General features: G+C 66.2%; 24 protein-coding genes. 11 read left to right on the top strand and 13 right to left on the bottom strand.

What is annotated here, in order from left to right:
- Positions 1–58: 58 nt before the first annotated feature.
- The 3 genes from accD (at position 59) to RBB42_RS15095 (ending at position 2,892) form a co-directional block, all read left to right on the top strand.
- Complete coding sequence (accD, locus tag RBB42_RS15085; protein WP_306043727.1) at positions 59–1,000, top strand: acetyl-CoA carboxylase, carboxyltransferase subunit beta; 942 nt, start codon at positions 59–61, stop codon at positions 998–1,000.
- Positions 1,001–1,028: 28 nt separating this feature from the next.
- Positions 1,029–2,312, top strand: a complete 1,284-nt coding sequence (locus RBB42_RS15090) for a bifunctional folylpolyglutamate synthase/dihydrofolate synthase (RefSeq protein WP_305970191.1) — start codon at positions 1,029–1,031, stop codon at positions 2,310–2,312.
- A 190-nt stretch (positions 2,313–2,502) separates the two neighbouring features.
- Complete coding sequence (locus RBB42_RS15095) at positions 2,503–2,892, top strand: LysM peptidoglycan-binding domain-containing protein (RefSeq protein WP_305970192.1); 390 nt, start codon at positions 2,503–2,505, stop codon at positions 2,890–2,892.
- A gap of 86 nt (positions 2,893–2,978) precedes the next feature.
- On the opposite strand, the gene zapE is transcribed toward RBB42_RS15095, so the two are convergent.
- Positions 2,979–4,034, bottom strand: a complete 1,056-nt coding sequence (gene zapE, locus RBB42_RS15100; protein ID WP_305970193.1) for a cell division protein ZapE — start codon at positions 4,032–4,034, stop codon at positions 2,979–2,981.
- Between the two features lie 110 nt (positions 4,035–4,144).
- Here zapE and RBB42_RS15105 point away from each other — a divergent pair, with 110 nt between their 5' ends.
- Entirely contained in the window at positions 4,145–4,510 is a 366-nt protein-coding gene (locus RBB42_RS15105; protein ID WP_305970194.1) for a leucine-rich repeat domain-containing protein, read from the top strand.
- A gap of 90 nt (positions 4,511–4,600) precedes the next feature.
- The gene (locus RBB42_RS15110; RefSeq protein ID WP_305970195.1) at positions 4,601–5,842 is read left to right on the top strand and encodes an MFS transporter; all 1,242 of its coding nucleotides are present in this window, start codon (positions 4,601–4,603) and stop codon (positions 5,840–5,842) included.
- A gap of 76 nt (positions 5,843–5,918) precedes the next feature.
- On the opposite strand, the gene RBB42_RS15115 is transcribed toward RBB42_RS15110, so the two are convergent.
- From RBB42_RS15115 to RBB42_RS15145, 7 genes are all read right to left on the bottom strand, one after another.
- Positions 5,919–6,833, bottom strand: coding sequence for an alpha/beta fold hydrolase (locus tag RBB42_RS15115; RefSeq protein ID WP_305970196.1), 915 nt, complete (start codon positions 6,831–6,833; stop codon positions 5,919–5,921).
- Complete coding sequence (locus RBB42_RS15120; protein WP_305970197.1) at positions 6,830–7,738, bottom strand: ornithine cyclodeaminase family protein; 909 nt, start codon at positions 7,736–7,738, stop codon at positions 6,830–6,832. The genes RBB42_RS15115 and RBB42_RS15120 overlap by 4 nt, the downstream gene beginning before the upstream one ends.
- Positions 7,735–8,355 carry an HAD family hydrolase gene (locus tag RBB42_RS15125; RefSeq protein ID WP_305970198.1) on the bottom strand — a complete coding sequence of 207 codons (621 nt, stop codon included), beginning with the start codon at positions 8,353–8,355 and terminating at the stop codon, positions 7,735–7,737. Before RBB42_RS15125 ends, RBB42_RS15120 begins: the two co-directional genes overlap by 4 nt.
- On the bottom strand, positions 8,352–8,807 hold the full coding sequence (locus tag RBB42_RS15130; protein WP_305970199.1) for a YaiI/YqxD family protein: 456 nt from the start codon (positions 8,805–8,807) through the stop codon (positions 8,352–8,354). The genes RBB42_RS15125 and RBB42_RS15130 overlap by 4 nt, the downstream gene beginning before the upstream one ends.
- 48 nt (positions 8,808–8,855) lie before the next feature.
- Positions 8,856–9,686, bottom strand: coding sequence for an S-formylglutathione hydrolase (gene fghA / locus RBB42_RS15135; RefSeq protein ID WP_305970200.1), 831 nt, complete (start codon positions 9,684–9,686; stop codon positions 8,856–8,858).
- Between the two features lie 33 nt (positions 9,687–9,719).
- Complete coding sequence (locus RBB42_RS15140) at positions 9,720–10,334, bottom strand: TetR/AcrR family transcriptional regulator (protein WP_305970201.1); 615 nt, start codon at positions 10,332–10,334, stop codon at positions 9,720–9,722.
- A 68-nt stretch (positions 10,335–10,402) separates the two neighbouring features.
- A complete protein-coding gene (locus tag RBB42_RS15145) occupies positions 10,403–10,567 on the bottom strand; it encodes a hypothetical protein (RefSeq protein WP_306043728.1) in 165 nt (54 codons plus the stop codon).
- A 174-nt stretch (positions 10,568–10,741) separates the two neighbouring features.
- On the opposite strand from RBB42_RS15145, the gene mbfA reads away from it, so the two are divergent.
- The 6 genes from mbfA (at position 10,742) to RBB42_RS15175 (ending at position 16,580) form a co-directional block, all read left to right on the top strand.
- Complete coding sequence (gene mbfA / locus RBB42_RS15150; RefSeq protein WP_305970203.1) at positions 10,742–11,716, top strand: iron exporter MbfA; 975 nt, start codon at positions 10,742–10,744, stop codon at positions 11,714–11,716.
- Between the two features lie 181 nt (positions 11,717–11,897).
- Complete coding sequence (gene ilvD, locus RBB42_RS15155; protein ID WP_305970204.1) at positions 11,898–13,631, top strand: dihydroxy-acid dehydratase; 1,734 nt, start codon at positions 11,898–11,900, stop codon at positions 13,629–13,631.
- A gap of 25 nt (positions 13,632–13,656) precedes the next feature.
- Complete coding sequence (locus RBB42_RS15160; protein ID WP_305970205.1) at positions 13,657–14,331, top strand: dihydroxy-acid dehydratase; 675 nt, start codon at positions 13,657–13,659, stop codon at positions 14,329–14,331.
- 96 nt (positions 14,332–14,427) lie between these two features.
- The gene (locus RBB42_RS15165) at positions 14,428–15,189 is read left to right on the top strand and encodes a DUF6478 family protein (RefSeq protein ID WP_305970206.1); all 762 of its coding nucleotides are present in this window, start codon (positions 14,428–14,430) and stop codon (positions 15,187–15,189) included.
- A gap of 19 nt (positions 15,190–15,208) precedes the next feature.
- Positions 15,209–15,586, top strand: a complete 378-nt coding sequence (locus tag RBB42_RS15170; RefSeq protein ID WP_305970207.1) for a hypothetical protein — start codon at positions 15,209–15,211, stop codon at positions 15,584–15,586.
- 79 nt (positions 15,587–15,665) lie between these two features.
- Positions 15,666–16,580: a DMT family transporter gene (locus tag RBB42_RS15175; protein WP_305970208.1), complete on the top strand. Its 915-nt coding sequence runs from the start codon at positions 15,666–15,668 to the stop codon at positions 16,578–16,580.
- A gap of 65 nt (positions 16,581–16,645) precedes the next feature.
- Here the strand turns inward: RBB42_RS15175 and RBB42_RS15180 are convergent, their stop codons facing one another.
- The 5 genes from RBB42_RS15180 to RBB42_RS15200 are packed head-to-tail and all read right to left on the bottom strand — an operon-like array spanning position 16,646 to position 22,210.
- On the bottom strand, positions 16,646–17,962 hold the full coding sequence (locus tag RBB42_RS15180; RefSeq protein ID WP_305970209.1) for an NAD(P)/FAD-dependent oxidoreductase: 1,317 nt from the start codon (positions 17,960–17,962) through the stop codon (positions 16,646–16,648).
- The gene (locus tag RBB42_RS15185; RefSeq protein ID WP_305970210.1) at positions 17,959–18,777 is read right to left on the bottom strand and encodes an ABC transporter permease; all 819 of its coding nucleotides are present in this window, start codon (positions 18,775–18,777) and stop codon (positions 17,959–17,961) included. The genes RBB42_RS15180 and RBB42_RS15185 overlap by 4 nt, the downstream gene beginning before the upstream one ends.
- A complete protein-coding gene (locus tag RBB42_RS15190) occupies positions 18,774–19,664 on the bottom strand; it encodes an ABC transporter permease subunit (RefSeq protein ID WP_305970244.1) in 891 nt (296 codons plus the stop codon). The genes RBB42_RS15185 and RBB42_RS15190 overlap by 4 nt, the downstream gene beginning before the upstream one ends.
- A complete protein-coding gene (locus RBB42_RS15195; protein ID WP_305970211.1) occupies positions 19,664–21,067 on the bottom strand; it encodes an ABC transporter ATP-binding protein in 1,404 nt (467 codons plus the stop codon). Before RBB42_RS15195 ends, RBB42_RS15190 begins: the two co-directional genes overlap by 1 nt.
- A 57-nt stretch (positions 21,068–21,124) precedes the next feature.
- Positions 21,125–22,210 (bottom strand): polyamine ABC transporter substrate-binding protein, encoded by a 1,086-nt coding sequence (locus RBB42_RS15200; RefSeq protein ID WP_305970212.1) that lies wholly within the window; start codon positions 22,208–22,210, stop codon positions 21,125–21,127.
- Between the last annotated feature and the right edge of the window lie 42 nt (positions 22,211–22,252).

Genomic DNA, 22,252 nt, shown 5'->3' on the forward strand with positions numbered 1-22,252 from the left:
GCAATTCCGGGGCGGCTTGCCTATTTCTCGCCCATCCTGGAACCCGCGCGAGCCTTTCATGAACTGGATCACCAACTACGTCCGCCCCCGGATCAACTCGATCTTTTCGCGCCGCGAGGTGCCGGAGAACCTTTGGTCCAAATGCGACGGCTGCGGCACGATGCTGTTCCACCGCGAGATCAGCGACAACCTGAACGTCTGCACGAACTGCGGGCACCACATGCACATCACGCCGCGCGACCGGTTCCTGTCGCTGTTCGACGGCGGTGTGTTCACCGAGGTCGCGGTGCCCGACCCGCTGCCTGACCCGCTGCATTTCCGCGACCAGAAACGCTATCCCGACCGCATGAAGGCGGCGCAGAAGAGCATCGGCGAAAAGGAAGCCATGCTGGTGGCCGCCGGAGAGATCGGGCGGACGCCCATCGTCGCCGCTGCGCAGGACTTCAGCTTTATGGGCGGGTCGATGGGGATGTACGTCGGCAACGCCATCATCGCCGCGGCGCAGGAAGCGGTAAAGCTGGGCCGCCCGCTGGTGCTGTTTTCCGCCGCCGGTGGCGCGCGGATGCAGGAAGGCATCCTGAGCCTGATGCAGATGCCGCGATCCACGGTCGCCGTGCAGATGCTGAAAGAGGCCGGGCTGCCCTACATCGTGGTCCTGACCCATCCGACGACGGGCGGTGTGACCGCGTCCTACGCGATGCTGGGCGACGTGCAGATCGCCGAGCCGAACGCGCTGATCTGTTTCGCCGGTCCCCGCGTGATCGAACAGACGATCCGCGAAAAGCTGCCCGAGGGGTTCCAGCGCGCGGAATACCTGCTGGAACACGGGATGCTGGACCGGGTGACGGACCGCCGCAAGATGCGCGAAGAGCTGATCGTCATCACCCGTATGCTGATGAAGATGCCGCCGGCGACCTGGGGCGACCTGCCCGCGCCCGGCCCGGACGATCTGAAACCCTCCGCCGAGCCGAACGCGGCACTGGACGATTCCGCGGAGTAGTCTCCGCCTCTCGATAGGTTCCACCAAGATGACCGTAGTCGCGCCTGGGTCCGACCAGTTGCTGCAGCGCATGATGACGCTGCACCCCAAGATCATCGACCTGACGCTGGACCGGGTCTGGCAGCTGCTGGAGGCGCTGGGCCATCCGGAGCAGGAACTGCCGCCGGTGATCCACCTTGCGGGCACCAACGGCAAGGGATCGACCCTGGCCATGATCCGCGCCGGGATCGAGGCGGCGGGGCAGAGCTGCCACGCCTATACCTCGCCGCATTTGGCGCGGTTCCATGAGCGCATCCGCCTGCGCGGAGAGCTGATTTCCGAACAGGCCCTGACCGAGGTGCTGGACGAATGCGTGACCGCCAATGGTGGCGCGTCGATCACCTATTTCGAGATCACCACCTGCGCCGCCATCCTGGCGATGAGCCGGGTTCCGGCGGATTTCGTCCTGCTGGAGACCGGGCTGGGCGGGCGGCTGGATGCCACCAACGTCGTGGCCCGGCCCGCGGCGACGGTGATCACGCCGATCTCGATGGACCACGAACAGTTCCTGGGCGACACGCTGGCGCGGATCGCCGGGGAAAAGGCCGGGATCATCAAGCGGGGTGTGCCCTGCGTGGTCGGCCCGCAACCGGACGAGGCGCTGGAGGTGATCGAGGCGCGGGCCGAGGCGCTGGGCGCGCCCTTGCTGGCGCAGGGGCAGCACTGGCACGCCTGGGAAGAGCGCGGGCGGCTGGTGTTCCAGGATGAGAACGGGCTGCTGGACCTGCCGCTGCCGGCGCTGCCGGGCGCCCACCAGATCGAGAACGCGGGCGCGGCGCTGGCGGTCTTGCGGCACCTGGGCCTGGGAGAGGCCGCATTCGAGGGCGCCATGACCGAGGCGAACTGGCCCGCGCGGATGCAGCGGTTGCGGCAGGGGCCGCTGACCGAGATCGCGCCCGAGGCGGAACTGTGGCTGGACGGCGGACACAACCCGGCGGCGGGCAAGGCGCTGGCTGCGCATCTGGGCGGTCTGCCCGAACGCCCGACGCACCTGATCTGCGGCATGCTGAACACCAAGGACGCGCGCGGTTTCCTGGCGCCGCTGGCGGCGGTGGCCGACAGCCTCACCGCAGTGAACATCCCCGGCGAGGCCAATACGCTGTCGGCCGAGGACACCGCCCGCATGGCCGAGGAGTCCGGCCATCGGGCCCAGATGGCCGAAGACGTGGCTGCGGCCCTGCGCGCCATCGTGGCCGAGACGCCCGGCGCACGGGTGCTGATCTGCGGATCGTTGTACCTGGCGGGCTCCGTGCTGCGCGAGGGGATGAGCTGACGCCGGGCCCATGGCGTCCGCGTACAGGCCGAATCAGCCTTTTGATTTGGCTTGAGTTCCCCAGAAACTTGTAGGCCGCGAATCACTTTGTCTTGACTGATTCGCGGCGCTTTGCCTATATTTGGACAAGCTGCCGCGCCGAAACACACGGGGATGACGTGTTTCGCCGCATCTTGGGGGACAACTGAAAATGCTGCACAAAATGCGCTGCGCATTCGCAGTCGGACTCTGTCTGCTTGCCGCGCCGACCCTCGCCCGGTCGGTCGAGGTGACACAGGCCCCGACCCCGCAACCGCAGACCGCCAACCCGGCGTTGGCGATCACAGCGGCGCTCAGGGCCTCGCAGGGGGCAGCGGGCAAGGCCCCGGGGGTGGGTGCCGGCCCGGACGCACTGCGGACACGTCCCCGGGCCCGGGCAGAGGTCCATACGGTCCGGCAGGGCGACAGCCTGACCGCGATTTCCTACCGCTCTTACGGCGACACGATGCAATACATGGTGATCTACGACGCCAACCGCGACAAGATCTCCGCTCCAGACAGGATCCGGGTGGGACAGGAGCTGACCATCCCGGTTTTGTGACCAAGAAGACTACAGGCAAGCAACGAGCATAAAACTGGGGCCGGTTCTACCGGCCCCCTTTTTTTGCGCCCGGTGCCGGCCCTGTGTCAGGTGGACCACTCGGCGGCCTGCATTTCGCGCAGGCGGCTGGCGGTGCGTTCGAACTCGAAACTGCCCTCGCCCTCGACATAGAGCATTTCGGGCTGCGCGGCGGCAGAGGCGATCAGCTTGACCCGCGCCTCGTAGAGCGTGTCGATCAGGGTGACGAAGCGTTTGGCCTCGTTGAAGTTGCGGCGCGAGAGCTGCGGAATGTTCTCGATGATGAGGACGCGCACGCTCTCGGCCAGCTTGAGGTAGTCGGCGGGGCCCAGCATCCGGCCGCAGAGGTCAAAGAACGACGCCCGCGCGACACCGTTGTGATAGCGCGGCAATTCCACCTCGCGGCCCTTGACGTGCAGGGTCAGGGGTTCTTCCAGCCCGTGGGTCAGTTCCTCCCACAGGGCGTCGATCTGGCTGCGGGCCTCGGCGTCTGCGGGGGTGAAAAAGACCTTGGCCCCGGCCAGCCGGTCCTGCCGGTGGTCGCGGTCCGAGGCCAGTTCGCGCACCACCATCCGCTCCTTGAGGAAGTCGATGAAGGGCAGGAACAACTGCCGGTTCAGACCGTCCTTGTAGAGATCGTCGGGCAGCCGGTTCGAGGTGGTGACAACGGTGGTTCCGCCGTCGAACAGCGCCTCGAAGAGGCGGCCCACGATCATCGCGTCGGCGATGTCGGTGATCTGCATCTCGTCGAAGGCCAGCACGCGCACCGTGTCGCTGATGTCCTTGGCGACGGGTTTGATCGGGTCCTCGGCACCCTGGCTGCGCAGCTTGTGGATCGCGGCCTGGACCTCTTGCATGAAGGCGTGGAAATGCACCCGGCGCGCGGGCACGTCCAGCGTGTCGACAAAGAGGTCCATCAGCATGGATTTGCCCCGGCCGACGCCGCCCCAGAGGTACAGGCCCTGCGGCGCCTCGATGGTCTTGCGGAAAAAGCCGCGCTTGACCGGCTGTGCCAGGTCGGTGCGCAGCCGTTCCAGTTCGGGCAGGACGGCGGTCTGCGCCTCGTCCGGCTTGATCTTTCCCGATGCGACACGGGATTGGTAGACTTCTGTGACAGTGGCCATGCCCTCGCATAGCCAATGCGCGGGGCCTTGTGTAGAGGCGCCGTGCGGCTTGCGGGGGGACGGCGGCACATGGCAGGGTCGCTTGATGCGGTGACAGGCGGGGGGCGCGGATGGAGGACGAGGAACGGCTGCAAGAGCTGTGGCTGGACGGGACCGCCGTCACCGACCTGTCGCCGCTGGCGCGGTGCCGGGGGCTGCGCCAGCTGTCGATCCGGCGCACCGGGGTGACGGACCTGTCGCCGCTGAAGGGGCTGCCGAAGCTGGCGGTGCTGGACCTGCGCCCGATCCTGGGCCTGCCCGCGCTTTGCGAAGGCGAGGGCGAGGTGGGCATTTCCTTCGAGGACACGCCCGCCGCCCTGCGCGACCGGGCACTGGCGCGGATCGCCGAGACCGAGGACTCGGAGGTACGGGCCAGCGACCTTGTCGATCACCTGACCGGGGGCGCGCGCCTGACCGGCTGGCGCGGCGACGCATAAGGAATACTGAACCGAAACATCACGCATTCGAGATTGACGCTGGGGGACGAACGGGCGACTTCTCGGCGCCCGTGTTCCGGAGGTTCCATCATGTCGTCCCGTGCCCCGCTTTTTACGCCGGTCCTGATCGTCGGCTGCATCATCATCCTGGTCAGCTTTGCCGTCCGGGCCAGTTTCGGGGTCTTCCAGATCCCGATTGCCGAGGAATTCGGCTGGGCCCGGGCCGAGTTCAGCCTGGCCATCGCGATCCAGAACCTGGCCTGGGGCATCGGCCAACCGCTGTTCGGCGCCTTTGCCGAGCGGATGGGCGACCGGGTGGCAATCATCCTGGGCGCGGTGATGTATGCCATCGGGCTGGTCCTGTCGGGCCTGTCGAGCGATCCATTTTCGCTGCAGGCGCTGGAGGTTCTGGTGGGCTTCGGCATCGCGGGCACCGGCTTCGGCGTGATCCTGGCGGTGGTGGGCCGGGCGTCGAGCGATGCGAACAGGTCGATGTCGCTGGCCATTGCCACGGCGGCGGGCAGCGCGGGCCAGGTGGTGGGCGCGCCGGTGGCCGAGGCGCTGCTGGGGCTGATGTCCTGGCAGATGGTCTTTTTCGTCTTTGCCGGCGTGCTGCTGACGGTGCTGCTGACGCTGCCTCTGATGCGGGCGCCGGCGGCCTCGAAGACCGAGATCGAGGAGAGCATGGGCGTGATCCTGCGGCGGGCGTTCCGCGATCCCTCTTTCTCGCTGATCTTCATCGGGTTCTTTTCCTGCGGCTATCAACTGGCCTTCATCACCGCGCATTTCCCGGCGCTGGTGACCGAGATGTGCGGGCCGATTGCCGTGGGCAGCACGCTGCATTCTCTGGGGGTGACGACGACCTCGGCCTTGGGGGCCGCCTCGATCGCGCTGATCGGGCTGTTCAACATCGCGGGGACGCTGACGGCGGGCTGGCTGGGCAATCTCTTTCCGCGCAAGTACCTACTGGCGCTGATCTATACCGCGCGCACGGTCGTGGCCGCCGCCTTCATCCTGATGCCGATCACCCCGGGCAGCGTGCTGGTCTTTTCCGCCGTGATGGGCTCGCTCTGGCTGGCGACGGTGCCGCTGACCTCCGGCCTCGTCGCGCATCTGTACGGGCTGCGCTACATGGGCACGCTCTACGGCGTCGTCTTTTTCAGCCACCAGGTCGGCGGCTTCCTTGGAGTCTGGCTGGGGGGACGCCTGTATGACGTGACCGGGGATTACACGATGGTCTGGTGGATCGGCGTGGGTGTCGGAGCGTTGAGCGCGCTGGTGCATCTGCCGATCCGGGAAAACCGCCCGGCACCTGTGCCCGCGGTCGCCTGAGGCAAGGGGGGCGTTGCCCCCCGGCTCTGCGAGCCTCCCCCCAGAGGTATTCGGGGCCCAAAGAAACGCTGGACGTTCAGAGGTCGAGCGCGCGGGCGAGTTGATCCGTGTGGGTGTAGGTGAGGCCATGGCCGGCGCCGTCGATGACCTCTTGCCGGGCGGCGGGATTCCAACGGGCCAGGGTGCGCAGGGCGCCGAGCGGGATCACCTTGTCCTCGCGGCCCCAGACCGCCGTGACGGGGATCCCGGTCCCGGCGATCTTGCGGTGTTCCGCTTCCAGGGGCGCGTGCAGGATGCCCCGCAGCGAGGACAGCACCGACCACAGGAACCCGCGCCGGTCGAGCTGGGCCAGTTGCAGATCCGTGATCCCCTGGACCGAGGAGGGCAGGGCGCGTTCTGCCGCGATGCCCGCGCGCAATTGGCCGGGATACATCATGTGAAAGAGCCAGTCACCCAGCACGGGCACGCCGGTGGTGAAACGGGCAATCGGCCCGAGATCGTGGCCCAAGCCCGCGGGGGCCACGAGGGCCAGCCGGTGCACGCGGTCCGGGTGCGCGGCGGCAAAGCAGGTGACGATGGCGCCGCCCATCGAGTAGCCCACAAGGGTCACCGGGCCGTCGATCCCCTCATGCGCCAGCAGGTCGGACAGCTGCCGGGTGAAGAAGGCGCCGGTCTGGCGGCCGGGCGGCGCATCGGAAAAGCCGCGCCCGTAAAGATCATAGCTGAGCACCCTTGCGCCTGCGGCGGTCAGGTGAGGTATCAGGCCGCGCCAGACGAAGGAGGGGGTGGTCAACCCGTGGACGCAGACCACAATCGGGGCCTCCTCGGGGCCGGACCACTGGTAATGGGTGCGCCCCTGCGACAGGTCGGCGAATTGCCCGGGAGCGTTGGTCTGGAGACCGGCGACGTCTTGGCGGCGGGTTTCGCGCCAGGCGGGCAGGGCGGCGGCGCCGAGGGCGGCAAGCGCCAGAGCGCCGCCGGCCAGGGTCATGCCGCCTGCCAGGCGTCGAGGATGTAGCGCGCGCACATCAGGTCCAGATGCGCGCCGCCGCCGTTCTTGAACAGGGTGATCTCGTCGTCGCTGCGGCGCTGGAAAAGGTCCGGCGCATAGTAGTCGGCGACGATGTCATGGCCGGTGATCAGCCCGTTGGTCAGGGGGATCTTGAGCTCTCCGATATGGGCGAGGGTGGTGTCGTAGCTGTCCACGAAAAGGCGCGCGCGCTTGATCGCCGTGTCGTCGGCCTCGCGCATGTCGGGGCGGTAGGCGCCGATCAGGTCGATGTGCTGGCCGGGGCGGAACCAGTCGCCTTTCAGAAGGGGATCCGTGCTCATGGTGGCCGAGGTGACAATATCGGCGGCGCCCACCGCCTGTTCGAGATCCTCGGCCCAGGCGATACCACGCTCTTCGGCGAAGGCGCGGGCCTTGTCGGGTGTGCGGTTCCAGACCGTGAACTCTGCATCCGGGAAACCGGCGGAATAGGCCTGGTGCAGTGAGGCGCAGACCGTGCCCGCGCCGACGATCAGGATCCTGCGGCTGTCGGGCCGGGCCAGTTTCAGCGCCGCGCAGAGGCTGTCGCCGGCGGTCTTCCACTTGGTGACGAGGTGGAAATCCACCACCGCCGCCAGGCTGCCGTCGGTATCGTCGAAGAGGTTGACCGCGCCGCCGATCATCGGCTTGCCCTTGTCCGGGTTGCCGGGAAAGACCGTGGCCGCCTTGACCGCGATTCCCAGCCCGTCGATCCAGGCCGAACGATTCAGCAGCGTGTCCTTGCCGCGGTAGAGAAAGACATCCTCGATCTCGGCCTTGGGGCGCTGGTGGCCCGCGTCAAAGGCCCGCGCGAGGCCAAGCCAGTCGAGGTTCGTCTCGCCCTCGTCGAAGGGGATGATGGTGGTCATTGCGCCTCGCTTTCGGTCAGCAGACCTTCGGCGACGAGCCGTTCTGCCCAGCCGTCAGGTCCGGTGAAGTGATGGGTGTGCCAGCCGCGCGCGGCGGCGGCGGCAATATTGTCGGCGCGGTCGTCGGTGAACAGCAACGCCTGGCCGGGCAAGCCGAGCCGGGTTTCGACCTGTTCGTAGATCTCGGCTTCGGGTTTGATGACGCCCATGTGGCCGCTGACGAAGGCCTGGTCGAACTCGTTCAGGAAGTCGTAGGCCGGGGTGGCGATTTCCCAGGTGCCGATGCCGAAGTTGGTCAGCGCATGGACCGGCGTGCCCTTGGCCTTCAGCGCCCGCATCACGCGGACGGAACGGGGGATGGCCGGTTTCGCCATTTCCAGCCAGTCGTCGTGCCAGAGGCGGATTTCCTCACCCCATTCCGGGGTCTTTTCCGCCCAGTCGTAGACCGTGCCGCGGAAATCGCCGCCGCGGTCGATGACGTCGTTCATGCCGTGCAGGTCCAGTTGGGCGAACATGGCGCGGCGCCGGTCCTCGCCGATCCGTGCGTCGTAGTAGCGTTCGGGCTGCCATTCGATCAGCACGTTGCCGATGTCGAAGATCACCGCTTTGATGGTCATGTCTTTGTCTTCCCTGCCTGCCGGACAGCCCGTTCCAATGCGTCGAGGAAACGGCTGCGGTCGGCCTTTGTAAACCCCTTGCCCGCCCCCTGCCGAAAGGGATCGGCGGCGCGCAGGTCGCTCATCAGGTCGCGCATCGCCAGTTGTGCCCCGATGTTGGCCTGCGTCAGGGCAGAGCCGTCCGGGCGCAGGACCTGCGCGCCCGCCTCGACGCATTTGGCCGCCAGCGGGATGTCGTTTGTGATGACCACGTCGCCGGGGCCTGCGCGGTCGGCGATCCACTTGTCCGCCTCGTCGGGACCGTCGGGGACGATCTGCAGGCTGACCAGCGGGTTGCGCGAGGGGCGCAGCCCGCCGTTGGCGACCAGAACCTTCGCCAGCCTGTGCCGGGTGGCGACGGTTTCGGCCTCTGCCTTGACCGGGCAGGCATCGGCGTCGACATATAGCGTCATCGCGCGCTCCCGCGCGGGAGGAGATCCCGGCGCGGGGCGGGGACCGGGTCACGCATGGAGCGCCTCGGAGTGGAAGGCGACGTGGTCTTCCATGAAACTCGAGACGAAGAAATAGCTGTGGTCATAGCCTTTCTGCATCCGGAAGACGCCGTCCTGGCGGCGGGCGGCCATCGCCTCTGCCAGGCATTCGGGTTTCAGCAGGTCAAGGAACTGGTCGTCGCCGCCCTGGTCGATCAGCACCGGCCCGTCAAAGCCCTTGTCCCGCATCAGCAGGGTGGAATCATGCGGTGCCCAGGTGGTTTCGTCCGCGCCGAGATAGGCGCCCAGCTGCTTGCGGCCCCAGTCGCTGGCGGAGGGGTTGGTGATCGGCGCAAAGGCCGAGACGCTGGCGAAACGGCCCGGCAGGCCCATCGCAAGGGTCAGCGCCCCGTGTCCGCCCATCGAGTGCCCGGTGATCGCCTGCCGGCTCATGTCGAGCGCGAAGTTGGCGCCGACGAGGGCCGGCAGTTCCTCTGCCACGTAGTCCCACATGTTGAAATGCGGCGCCCAGGGCGTCTCTGTCGCGTTGACGTAAAAGCCGGCGCCCTTGCCCAGGTCATAGGCCTCGTCATCGGCCACGTCGTCGCCGCGCGGCGAGGTGTCGGGAAAGATCAGCGCCAGCCCGTGTTCGGCGGCCCAGCCCTGTGCGCCCGCCTTGACCATTGCATTTTCATGCGTGCAGGTCAGCCCGGAGAGATACCAGAGCACGGGCACCGGCACATGGGCCGCCTCTTCGGGCAGGAACAGGCCAAAGGTCATGTCGCATTTGCAGGCGTCGGAGGCATGCGTGTAAACGCCCTGGGTTCCGCCAAAGCATTTGTTTTCGGATACGGTCTTCATCGTGTCTCCCAGCGCGCCCGCCGGGGGCGCTTGTCATGTTCCGTAGCGTGCCATGAAGGTTTCGACGGCACCATCCACGACTCGTGCGATGTCGTCATCGCTGAAACTGGACTGAATGCCAAATATGATCTTGGGCCAGAGGTCCGCCTTGCAAAGCTCCGCGAACTGGTCCGAGGCCAGCGTCATGTCGTCGATCTTCAGTTCGCCGCGTTCGCAGGCGGCGGTGAGATAGTCCGTCATCACCTGGCGCATGATCATCGGCCCGCTCTGGTAGAACTGTCGGCCAAGCTCGGGGAAACGGTCGGATTCGGCGACGCAGATACGGAAGATCCGCTGTCCCATGTCGGAATAGAGAAAGCCCAGGAACTTGCGCCCGGCGCGCGCGAGAACCTCACGCGGGGGGCGGGTGAGGTCCATCGTCAACAGGGCTTGGTCGGCCTGGTTGCGGCATTGGGCGCTGGCCACTTCGATGAAGAGCAGGCGTTTGTCGGGGAAATAGCTGTAGAGCGTCGCCTTCGAGACACCCGCCTCGCGTGCGATGTCGTCGACGCTGGCGCCTTCGAAGCCGTCGCGCAAAAAGATATCACGCGCGCCATCGACCACTTGGTCGAACTTGCGCCCTTTCCGGACCGCCGGTTGTGTATTCATTGCGCCCCTCTCTTTCGCAGTGTCGATTATAGACTGATCAGTTCAGTTTGGGCAAGGAAGGCGAGGGATCACTTGCAGTCCTGCTGTTCCGTGCAGCCCTGCGAGGACACGTCGGGCTGTGGCTGTGGCGCGGGGAAGATGAGGTCGGGCAGAAAGGCCGGGCCGAGGTGGGCCAGCGCGGGACCGGAGACAAGGGCCGCGGCGGCGATGAGGGGAAGGAGGATGCGTTTCATGACTGGCTCCATCGCTGAAATCAAACTGAACGGTTCAGTAAGGTGAACTATGCGGTTCAGTTTCATTTTCAAGGGGCTGCTCGAATGCGGCAGATTGGCCAAGCGAGGGACTAGAGGCTTGCTCTTGGAGGAATGCCGGCTACTGTTTAGAACAATTCTAAAAAGAGGCTCCACATGCTCTACATGGGAAATCGCCGGCGGTTCCGTGATCTTTCGGAACAGGAGGTTCTGGCGCTGGCCATCTCCTCGGAAGAGGACGACGCCCGCATCTATCGCAGCTTTGCCGAACGCCTTCGGGCCGATTACCCGGACACGGCGGCCGTCTTTGACGGCATGGCCAAGGAAGAGGATGGCCATCGTCGCGCCCTGATCGACCTGCACAGCGCACGCTTCGGAGAGGTGATCCCGCTGATCCGCCGCGAACATGTGGCAGGGTATTATGCGCGCCGTCCCGTCTGGTTGACGGAAAACCTGTCGCTGGAACGGATCCGTGACGAGGCTGCCAGCATGGAACGGCAGGCAGAGCGGTTCTACCACATGGCGGCACAGAACGCGCAGGACGCGGACACCCGCAAGCTGCTGGGTGATCTCGCCGCGATGGAAGCCAAGCACGAGGACCGGGCGCACGAACTGGAGGCCGAGCACCTGGGCGGAGAGGCCCGCGACGAGGAGGACGACCGCGCCAAGCGGCAGTTCGTCCTGACCTGGGTGCAGCCGGGACTGGCCGGGCTGATGGATGGGTCGGTCTCGACCCTGGCGCCGATCTTTGCCACCGCCTTTGCCACCCATGATCCCTGGACGACCTTCCTTGTGGGGCTTGCCGCCTCTGTCGGTGCGGGGATCTCGATGGGCTTTACCGAGGCCGCCTCGGACGATGGCGAACTGTCGGGGCGCGGGTCGCCGATGAAACGCGGGATCGCCTCGGGCGTGATGACGACGGTGGGCGGGCTGGGCCATGCGCTGCCTTACCTGATCCCGCATTTCTGGACCGCCACGACCATCGCGCTGATCGTCGTTTTCATCGAGCTCTGGGCGATTGCTTGGATCCAGAACAAGTTCATGGAGACGCCCTTTCTGCGCGCAACCTTCCAGGTGGTGCTGGGCGGGGCGCTGGTCTTTGCCGCCGGGGCCTTGATCGGGTCCGGGTGAGGGGCGGTTCGGGACGGTGGGCGCCGCTCTTTCAGCAAGCTGAAATTCGCCCCGCCCGCCGTCCCACCGGGCGCCTGCCGCCGGGGGCCGTGGTGGTATACAGGGCGGTGCTAGACGCTTGTGCCGCTGTCGGGGCTTCGCTATTCCAAGAAAAACCCACTCCACGGGAGGAGCCAAGCCCATGCTCAAGCGTCCATTCGACAAGACCACACTGCCCAGCCGCCATGTTACCGAAGGCCCGGCGCGCGCTCCGCATCGGTCGTTCCTGTACGCGATGGGCCTGACCGAGGAAGAGATTCACCAGCCGCTGGTCGGCGTGGCGACCTGCTGGAACGAGGCCGCGCCGTGCAACATCGCGCTGAACCGTCAGGCGCAGGCGGTCAAGCTGGGCGTCAAGGAAGCCAGCGGCACACCGCGCGAGTTCACCACCATCACCGTCACCGACGGTATCGCGATGGGCCACGAGGGGATGCGCGCCTCTCTGGCGTCGCGCGAGGCCATTGCCGACACGGTGGAGCTGACCATGCGCGGCCATTGCTATGACGCCATCGTGGGCCTTGCGGGTTGCGACAAGTCGCTGCCGGGGATGATGATGGCGATGGTGCGCCTGAACGTGCCGTCCGTCTTCATCTATGGCGGCTCGATTATGCCGGGCCGGTACAAGGGCAAGGACATCACCGTCCAGGATGTCTTCGAGGCGGTGGGCAAGCACCAGGCCGGCGCCAACAGCGACGAAGAGTTGCGCGCCATCGAAAAGGCGGCCTGCCCCTCGGCCGGGGCCTGCGGCGGCCAGTTCACCGCCAATACGATGGCCTGCGTCTCCGAGGCGATCGGCTTGGCGCTGATGAATTCCTCGGGCGCACCGGCGCCCTACGAAAGCCGCGACGCCTATGGCACCGCTTCGGGCATCGCCGCGATGCACCTGCTGGAACAAAACATCCGTGCGCGCGACATCGTCACCCGGAAATCGCTGGAGAATGCGGCGCGTGTCGTGGCCTGCACCGGCGGTTCCACCAACGCGGGGCTTCACCTGCCGGCCATCGCGCATGAGGCGGGGCTGGAATTCTACCTTGACGATGTCTGCGACATCTTCCGCGACACGCCCTATTTCGTCGATCTCAAGCCGGGCGGAAACTACGTTGCCAAGGACCTGTACGAGGCGGGCGGTGTTCCGGTGGTGATGAAGGAACTGCGCAAGGCGGGCATGATCCACGAGGACTGCATGACCGCCAGCGGCCGGGCCATCGGCGAAGAACTGGACCTGATCGAGCGCGAGGCCGACGGCAAGGTGATCTATCCGATCGAAACGCCGATCACCAAGACCGGGGGCGTCGTCGGCCTGAAGGGCAACCTTGCCCCGCAGGGCGCCATCGTGAAGGTCGCAGGCATCGCGGCCGAGGACCAGGTCTTTACCGGCCCGGCGCGGGTGTTCGAATGCGAAGAGGACGCCTTTGAGGCGGTCAAGATGCGCGCCTACAAAGAAGGCGAGGTCATCGTCATCCGCAACGAGGGTCCCGCAGGCGGCCCCGGCATGCGCGAGATGCTGGCCACCACGGCGGCGCTGTCGGGCCAGGGCATGGGCAAGAAGGTGGCGCTGATCACCGATGGCCGGTTCTCGGGCGCGACGCGGGGGTTCTGCGTGGGACACGTCGGCCCCGAGGCGGCGCATGGCGGTCCGATCGCGTTGGTGCAGGACGGCGACGTGATCACCATCGACGCGGTGAACGGTGCCATATCGGTCGATCTGACGGACGAGGAACTGGCCGCGCGCAAGGAGGCCTGGGCAGGCCCCAAGGAGACGATCTACGCTTCGGGCTCGCTGTGGAAATACGCGCAACTGGTGGGCGAGACCTACAAGGGTGCGGTGACGCATCCCGGCGGTGCCGCCGAGAAACACGTCTACGCGGACCTCTGACCCGGTGGCGGCGCGCAATCTACTGATGTGCGCCGCCGGCGCGCTGTTCCTGGCGGGGTGCAACACCCTGCCGGGGTCGAACCCCGACGGCGCGGACGCCGAGGCGCGCGCGGGTCTCGCCGCCTTGTTCGCGGGGACGGGCGGACAACGGCGCGCGCCGCTGGCCAAGGCCAGCCTTGCGGGGGGCGACGTGGTGGTGGCTGGCCCGGATGGTTACTGCCTGGATCCGGACACCAAGCGCGCCGGACCGGAACGCGGGTTCGCGGTGATCGCCTCGTGCCATATCCTCAGCGGCGGACAGGCAGGGCGTCCGGTGGCCCCGGTGCTGATCACCGTGACGGTGGGTCCGCGGGGCGACATGACCGACCTGCCCACGCCGCAGGCCCTGGCTCAGGCGGCGGGGTCCGAATTGTTGGACGGGAATACCCGCAGGGGCCGGGTCACCGCCCATCTTTCCAGCGGTGGCGACACGATGTTCGAGGGCAGCGACCCGCGCTATTGGCGGGCGGCCTTCCTGCAGGGCGGGCGACTGGTCGGGCTTGCGCTTTATGCGCCGCGCGGCAGCGCGCTTGCAGGAGGCAGGGGGGAGGCCATGCTTGGCAGGGTCAAAGACAGTATATCGCGTCTCAGCCCCCAGGATGCAGGAGGCGCGCAGCCAAAACCGGCAAACGGTCTGCTGGGGCGTTTATTCAATCGTTAGGATTTGCCAGAGTAGTTTCCGATACGGAGACGGGTCCCCGTGACCATTGCGCTTTGGCGCGACAGGTCGGGGTCGGACTAGAACACGGGGGCGACAGTGCAGGACTGGTTGGGCCGGGCAGGCCATGCCGCCATGCTTCGGCGCTGGACACGGCTGGCGCGTGCCGCGGCCGGGATGGATCTGGCCGAATTGCGCCGACAACGGACGCGGGCCCGACGGCTGCGGGCGCGTCTGGACGAGGTTCTGCATGTCGCGGATGCGCGGCTTGCGCTGCCCCAGGTCGGCAACCAGTCCTTTCCGCGCCCCAGGGATGCTGACTGGGCCTGGCGCCCCGAGATATGGAGCGGACCGCTGCCGGTACAGGGTATCGCCGAGGTCCAGAGCAAGACCCCGCTGGGACAAGAGGCGCGCCTGTTCCACGATTGCCCGCGGTCCGAGATCACGATGCGCCAGGTTCGCAACCGGCGCGTCGCAGACCTTGCCGCCTATGGGCTGCAACTGGATGTCTTTGGCTTTTCGGGATCCTACCTGTCGCTGGCGGTGGAATTGCCGGAGACGGCGGCGCAGGGGCTGACGAAACAGCATCTGGTCCGGGTCGAAACCATCGTCGAAATGGAGCGTCCGCTGGAGATTTTCGCCCGCCTGAACGTCAAGCACGGTCCGAACACCGAACAGGTTGTCCGCGAACTGCCTTTGAACGCCGAGTCCGTGCAGGTGGAGTTTGACCTGGCCTATTCGCGCCTGAACGAGAAACGGGTCGAGAAGATCTGGCTGGACCTGATTTTTGAGGGGCCGCGAATGAACCAGGTCACGCTGCGCGACCTGACCTTCAGCCGTCGTCGCAGGGCGGCGTTGTGACTGCCGGAAAGGCCAAGCCATGAGCGTGTTCACACTGACCAAGACAGGGTTTCGCGATGGCCTGTGGGAGGGGTTGTTGGTGCGGCAACAAGGCTCTGAACAGGCGCCCGAGATCGTGGCCAGCTTCGGGGATCGCCCGGTCCACGGCGTCACCCTGACCGACGCCACCGAACCGGGCCGCTGGGTCGTCGAGGTGCCCGTCCCGGTCGAGGCCCTGGGCGACGGGGTCAGCACTGTCCTGATCCGCGACGCGCGCGACGAGACTGTGCTGGACAGTTTTACCCTAATCGCGGGTGAGGCGCTGTCAGAGGACATCCGCGCCGAAGTTTCATTGCTGCGCGCCGAACTGGATCTCTTGAAACGGGCCTTTCGCAAACATTGCCGCGATGTCGATTGACCTGACATAGGGGGCCAAGGGGGCGATTGACCTTCGCCGCGCGCAGGTCCAGTGTTGCGCCATCCCCGAAGGAGCCCCCATGTCCCCGCTGCGTGGCATCGCGCTGAAACTGACTTCTGTTGTTCTGTTCACCATTATGGCCTCGCTCATCAAGGCGAGTTCTGCCCATGTGCCAACCGGCGAGGCGGTGTTCTTTCGATCATTCTTTGCCATGCCGGTGATCGTGGCCTGGCTGGCCGTGCGGGGCGATCTCAAGACCGGGCTGAAGGCGAAGAACCCGGTGCTGCACGTCTGGCGCGGGCTGATCGGCGTGACGGCGATGGGTTGCGGCTTTGCGGCGCTGGGATTGCTGCCCCTGCCAGAAGTGACGGCGCTGGGCTTTGCCGCGCCGATGCTGACGGTGCTGCTGGCCGCGTTGCTGCTGGGAGAGCGGCTGCGCCTGTTCCGCCTGTCGGCGGTGGTCCTGGGGCTGGTCGGGGTGTGCATCGTGCTTTGGCCCCGGCTGACGCTGGATGCGGTCGACAATGCGGCCATGCTGGGGGTGGCGCTGGTGCTGGCCTCGGCGGTGATGCGGGCGCTGGCGCAGATCCAGATTCGGCGCATGGTCGCGGTCGAGGAGACCTCTGCCATCGTCTTCTATTTTTCGCTGACGGCGACGGGGTTTTCCCTGCTGACGCTGCCCTTCGGCTGGGTGATGCCGGACGTGCATGTGCTGGCGATGCTGGTGGGGGCAGGGCTGATCGGCGGCGTGGCGCAGATCTTCATCACCTCGGCCTATCGCTTTGCCGGGGCGGCGGTCGTGGCGCCCTTTGACTATGCCTCGATCCTTTTCGCGATACTGTTTGGCTATGCCTTTTTCGATGAGGTGCCGACGGCGATGGTTCTGGTCGGCTCGGCCATCGTGATCGCGGCGGGCGGCATCATCATCTGGCGCGAGCGCCAGTTGGGCATCCAGCGCGGCAAGGCCCGCCCCAATATGACCCCGCAGGGGTGAGGCGCGGCCCGGGCATAGCCCCGGCCCGAAAGGAGGCGCAGCCCGGGCGTGGCTTCGACAAGTGCCTACAGATCGAAGGCCTCTGCCATCAGGTAGCCCGGTGCCATGAGCAACCGGCGCTTCCGACCAAGCGGAAAGCGCGGCGGCGGGGTGGCGAGCCAGTCCGGGGCTTCGGGGCGATTGCCCAAAACATGATCCGCCGCCAGCCGTCCGGCATAGGAACCCATCGCGACACCGTTGCCGTGAAAACCCAGCGCGGCGAACAGGCCGGGGTGGTCCGGCACCGGCCCGACAAAGGGCACGAGGTTGCGCATCAGGCAGACGAGACCGGACCATTCATGCGTGATCTCCACGTTCTTCCAGGCCGGGAAGATCCGCGCGAAATCTGACCGGATGCGGCGCGACAGCCGCGCCTCGGCGCCCGGCGTCGCGCGCAAGCCCCCACGCATCCCGAAGAGGAACCGCCCGTCCGGCAACTTGCGAAAATAGTGCAGCAGAAGCCGCGTGTCATAGGCCATCTGGTCCGACCACCAGCCCGCCGCCTCCTGTTCCGCCGCGCTCAGCGGGCGGGTGACAATCACGTTGGATTGCAGCGGCAGAGTCCGGGCGCGCAGCCAGGGCGGCAGGGTCTCGTGGCTGTAGCCATTGGTCGCGAGGATCACCTTGCCGGCGGTGACCGTGCCGCGAGCGGTTGTCAGGCGCCAGCTGTTGCCGTCCCGTTCCATCCCGGTGACGGGACTGTGGGCGAAGAGGCGCGCGCCCTTCGCTACTGCCGCCCCGGCCAGCGCCGCATGGTACTTGCGCGGGTTCAGGGCAAAGCCGATGGGCAGGGTCATGCCGCCATGCCACGGTCCGCCAAGGCCCCGCGCGGCGAGATCCTCCGGCGGATGCAGTTCAGGCGTTACCCCATAGAGTGCGGCGGTTTCATCGGCCTCTGAGCAAAGCGCCTTGTAGGCGCGGGGCTTGTGCGCCAGCAGGGTTTCGCCCTGTGAATGCCGGTCGACCTGCCAGCGGTGACGGTCGATCAGTCCTTCGACATGGGCCACGGCGGCCTTCTCGGCCTCGGCCCAGCCCTGAGCGGCGCCTTGTCCGAACCGCCGGTTCAGCAGCGCGGCGGGGGCCTTGCTGCCGCCAAGGCAACAGAACCCGCCATTGCGTCCCGAGGCGCCCCAGCCGGGATGTTCGGCCTCCAGCACGGCGAGTGACGTGCCGCGCGTGGCCAGATGCAGGGCGGCGTTCAGACCGGTAAATCCGCCGCCGATCACCGCGACATCGACGGTCAGGTCGCCGTCCAGCCGCGGCCAGTCACCGGCCGTGACCGTATCGGCCCAGAAACAGGCCCCCTGTGGCCCGTAGGCCGCCGGTTCATACAGACGGCTCACGCGGTACGTTGCGCGGCCTGCTCCTCGCGCCGGCGCTGGACCGCGGCACGTTTCGACACCAGCGAGGCAGTGATGACCCCCACGGTCACGATGCCGATGAGCAGGGTGGAAAGCGCGTTGATTTCCGGCGAAACCCCCAGACGGACGGCGGAGAAGACCTTGATCGGCAGGGTCGTTGCGCCCGGCCCTGTGGTAAAGCTGGCGATCACAAGGTCGTCCAGCGACAGGGTGAAGGCCAGCAGCCAGCCGGAAATCACGGCAGGCGCGATGATCGGCAGTGTGATCAGAGTAAAGCTTTCGAAGGGCGAGGCGCCAAGGTCCAGCGCCGCCTCTTCCAGCGCCTGGTCAAAGGTGCTGAGCCGCGACGAGACCACGACCGAGACGTAGCACATGGAAAATGTCGTATGTGCCAGCACCACGGTCAGCACGCCCCGATCCAGCCCGATGCCGATGAACAGCAGCAAGAGGGACAGACCGGTGATGACCTCCGGCATGACAAGCGGCGCGTAGATCATGCCTGAAAACAGCGTCCGGCCCGGGAAACGGCCCGCGCGGATCATCACGTAGGCCGCCATCGTGCCCAGCACCGTGGCGATGGTCGAGGAAAAGAAGGCAACCTTGAGCGTGACCCAGGCGGCGTCGAGGAATTCCTCGTTCTGCAGCAGTTCGCCGTACCACTTGGTCGAGAAGCCCGCCCAGACCGTCACCAGCCGGCTTTCGTTGAAGGAATAGACCACAAGCAGGATCATCGGCAGGTAGAGAAAGGCAAAGCCGAGGGTCAGGGAAGTGGCGTTGAACCAGCTGAAACGTCTCATCGTCCCGCCTCCCGCGCCTTTTCCTCGGACCGCTGGAACAGCACGATCGGGATGATCAGTATCAGCAGCAGGACCACCGCCACGGCGCTTGCCACCGGCCAGTCGCGGTTGGAGAAGAACTCTTCCCACAGGACCTTGCCGATCATCAGGGTATCCGACCCGCCCAGAAGCGAGGGAATGACGAATTCGCCGATCGAGGGGATGAAGACCAGGAAACAGCCTGCCACGATACCGTTGCGCGACAGCGGGATCGTCACCAGCCAGAAGGCGGCGAGCCGGGACGAGCCCAGGTCCTCTGCCGCCTCCAGCAGGCTTTCGTCCATCTTCTCCAGTGCCGAGTAGATCGGCAGGATCATGAAGGGCAGGTAGGTGTAGACGATACCGATGTAGACGGCGGTGTTTGTATTGAGGATCGTCAGCGGTTCGCCGATCAGGCCGATCCCCATCAGGAACTGGTTGAGTACGCCCTCGGTCGACAGGATGCCGATCCAGGAATAGACCCGGATCAGGAAACTGGTCCAGAACGGCAGGATCACCAGCATCAGCAGCGTCGGGCGCCATTCCTGCGGCGCGCGGGCCATGCCGTAGGCGATCGGATAGCCCACCAGAAGGGTGCAGAGCGTGGCGACGGCGGCGATGCGGACAGAGCTGAGATAGGCCTTCCAGTAGAGATCGTCGGTGGTCAGGAAGGTGAAGTTTTCCAGATCCAGCCCGGTAAAGAAGGCCCGTATTCCCGCCCAGCCTTCGTTCAGGTCCAACTGCGGTGCGTAGGGCGGCCGGGCCAGCGCGATGTCCGAAAGAGAGATCTTCAGGACGATGATGAAGGGCACCAGAAAAAGGGCCAGCAGCCAGAGGTAGGGAACGGCGATCAGGACGGCGCGGCGCATCATTCGTCCTTCAGGACAACGCCGGCGGTGGCGGTGAAGCTCAGCCAGACCTCGTCTTCCCAGGTGATGTCACGTCGCGCAATGCGGCGGGTGTTGGCGGCCTGCGCCTTGACCATCACGCCGCCCTCGATCTCGACATGGTAGGTCGAGATATTGCCGAGGTAGGCGATGTCGATGACCTTGCCTTTCAGCGTGTTGGGCGCGTCGGGACGGGTCTTGGCGATGCCCAGCTTTTCCGGGCGCAGCGCAAGGACGACCTTTTCGCCGTCCAGCACGGGATCGCCGTTTGCGGCGATGATCGCCGCCTGGCCTGTGGACCAGTCGATTTCCAGCCCGCCGGGTGGAATGTCCTGCGGCCGGGGTGGGGCGGCCGGTGTCTGTGGGGCTGCGGCCCTGGGCGCCTCGGCGGCACTGGGCGGCGGCAGGCGGCGGGGTTCATCCTCGATCCACTTGCCGAAGATCGGGCTGAGCAGCTTGTCATGCAGGGCGCGGCCAAGCGTGTTGGGCTGCGGTCCTGTGCGTTCGGCGATGGAGGCAGAGGTGCTGGCCGTCGCCTTGGGGGGGGCCGGTTTCGTTTCCGGTGTGGGCTCGACGGCTGCTTCGGGCGGGCTGTCCGCGGGCCGTGCCCGCGCCGTGCCGCGGATCAGGTTCACGTCACCGATGAAATCCGCGACGTAGACCGAATTCGGCGCTTCGTAGATCACGTCGGGTGTCGCCACCTGCACGATGCGGCCCTCGTCCATCACCGCGACCCGGCTGGCCACGGTCATCGCCTCTTCCTGGTCATGGGTGACGATGATGAAGGTGGTGCCGGTCTTTTCCTGGATATCCATCAGCTCGAACTGCGTTTCCTCGCGCAGTTTCTTGTCGAGCGCGCCCAGAGGTTCGTCGAGCAGCAGGAGTTTCGGCGCCTTGGCGAGGCTGCGGGCAAGCGCCACGCGCTGGCGCTGGCCGCCGGAAATCTGGTGCGGCTTGCGTTGGGCAAAGCGGTCGAGCCGCGTCAGGCGCAGCATTTCCTTTACCCGTGCGTGGATTTCGTCCTTGGGCTTTTTCTCGCGGCGCAGGCCGAACGCGATGTTGTCGTAGACCGACAGATGCGGGAACAGGGCGTAGCTCTGGAACATCATGTTCACGGCGCGCTTGTTCGGGGGAACATGGCCGATATCGACGCCGTTCAGCAGGATCTGACCCTCGGTCGGTTCCTCGAACCCGGCCAGCATGCGCATCAGGGTTGTCTTGCCGCAGCCCGACGGCCCGAGCAGGGCAAAGAATTCGCGTTCGTAGATGTTCTGGGTGAGGTCGTCGATGGCGGTGAAATCGCCGAAACGCTTGGTCACGCCCTTGAACTGGATGAGAGGTTTCGCCTCTGGATCATTCCAGGGGGCAAAGACGGAGTCGGCCATGATTAGTCACCACGCAGAAGGCGGACCGCGCCCTTGGGACGCGGTCCGGATTTGGGCTCAGGTGCCCGATTTGATCTTGGTCCACAGGCGCGTCACGGTACGTTGCACGCGCGGCGGATAGGGCGTGGTGGTAAAGGTGTTGTCCAGCGCCGCGGCATCCGGGTAGATCGCCGGGTCGCCGATCACGTCCTCGGCCAGGTATTCCTGCGCGGCCTTGTTGCCGTTGGCGTAGTAGACGTAGTTCGACGCCGCCGCCATGTTCTGCGCATCCATGATGAAGTTCAGGAAGGCATGGGCGCCCTCGGGGTTCGGAGCATCGACCGGGATGGCCATCTGGTCGAACCACATTTGCGCGCCCTCGTCCGGGGCGTAATAGCTGACCGTGACGCCATTGTCGGCTTCGGCTGCGCGGTCGCGCGCCTGCAGCACGTCACCCGACCAGCCCACGGCCACGCAGATGTCGCCGTTGGCCAGCGCGTTGATGTATTCCGAGCTGTGGAACTTCTGGATGTAGGGGCGGATCGGCATCAGCACCTCTTCGGCGCGGGCGATCACGTCCGGGTCATGGCTGTCGGGATCCTCGCCGAGGTAGTTCAGCGCAGCCGGGATCATCTCTGCCGGGGCATCCAGCATGTGGATGCCGCATTCCGCCAGCTTTTCCGCGTTCTCGGGCTTGAAGATCAGGTCCCAGGAGGTGACGGGCGCGTCCTCGCCCAGGATTTCCTTGACCTTGGGTTCGTTCACGCCAAGACCGGTGGTGCCCCACATGTAGTTGATGGCGTATTCATTTCCGGGGTCGTACTTGGCCGTCCGGTCCGAGATCACGTCCCACATGTTGTCGATGTTGGGCAGCTTGGACTTGTCCAGTTTCTGGAAAGCGCCGGCCATGATCTGGCGCTGCAGGAAGGTGCCGGTGGGCACCACCACGTCGTAGCCCGAGCCGCCGGCGAGCATCTTTGTTTCCAGAACCTCGTTGCTGTCGAAGACGTCGTAGACCAGCTCATAGCCGGTTTCCTGCTCGAATTTCTCCAGCAGGCTCTCGTCGATGTAGTCAGACCAGTTGTAGACGCGCACCTCCTCGGCGGAAGCCATGCCGGCCGCCAGCGCAAGGGACGCCATCATCGTCACAAGTGTCTTGGTCATGTTATTCTCCCGGTTGGTGGCGGGGGTCTTACGCGCCCCGTC

The sequence above is a fragment of the Mameliella sp. MMSF_3455 genome (assembly GCF_030733205.1).
Lineage (GTDB): Bacteria > Pseudomonadota > Alphaproteobacteria > Rhodobacterales > Rhodobacteraceae > Antarctobacter.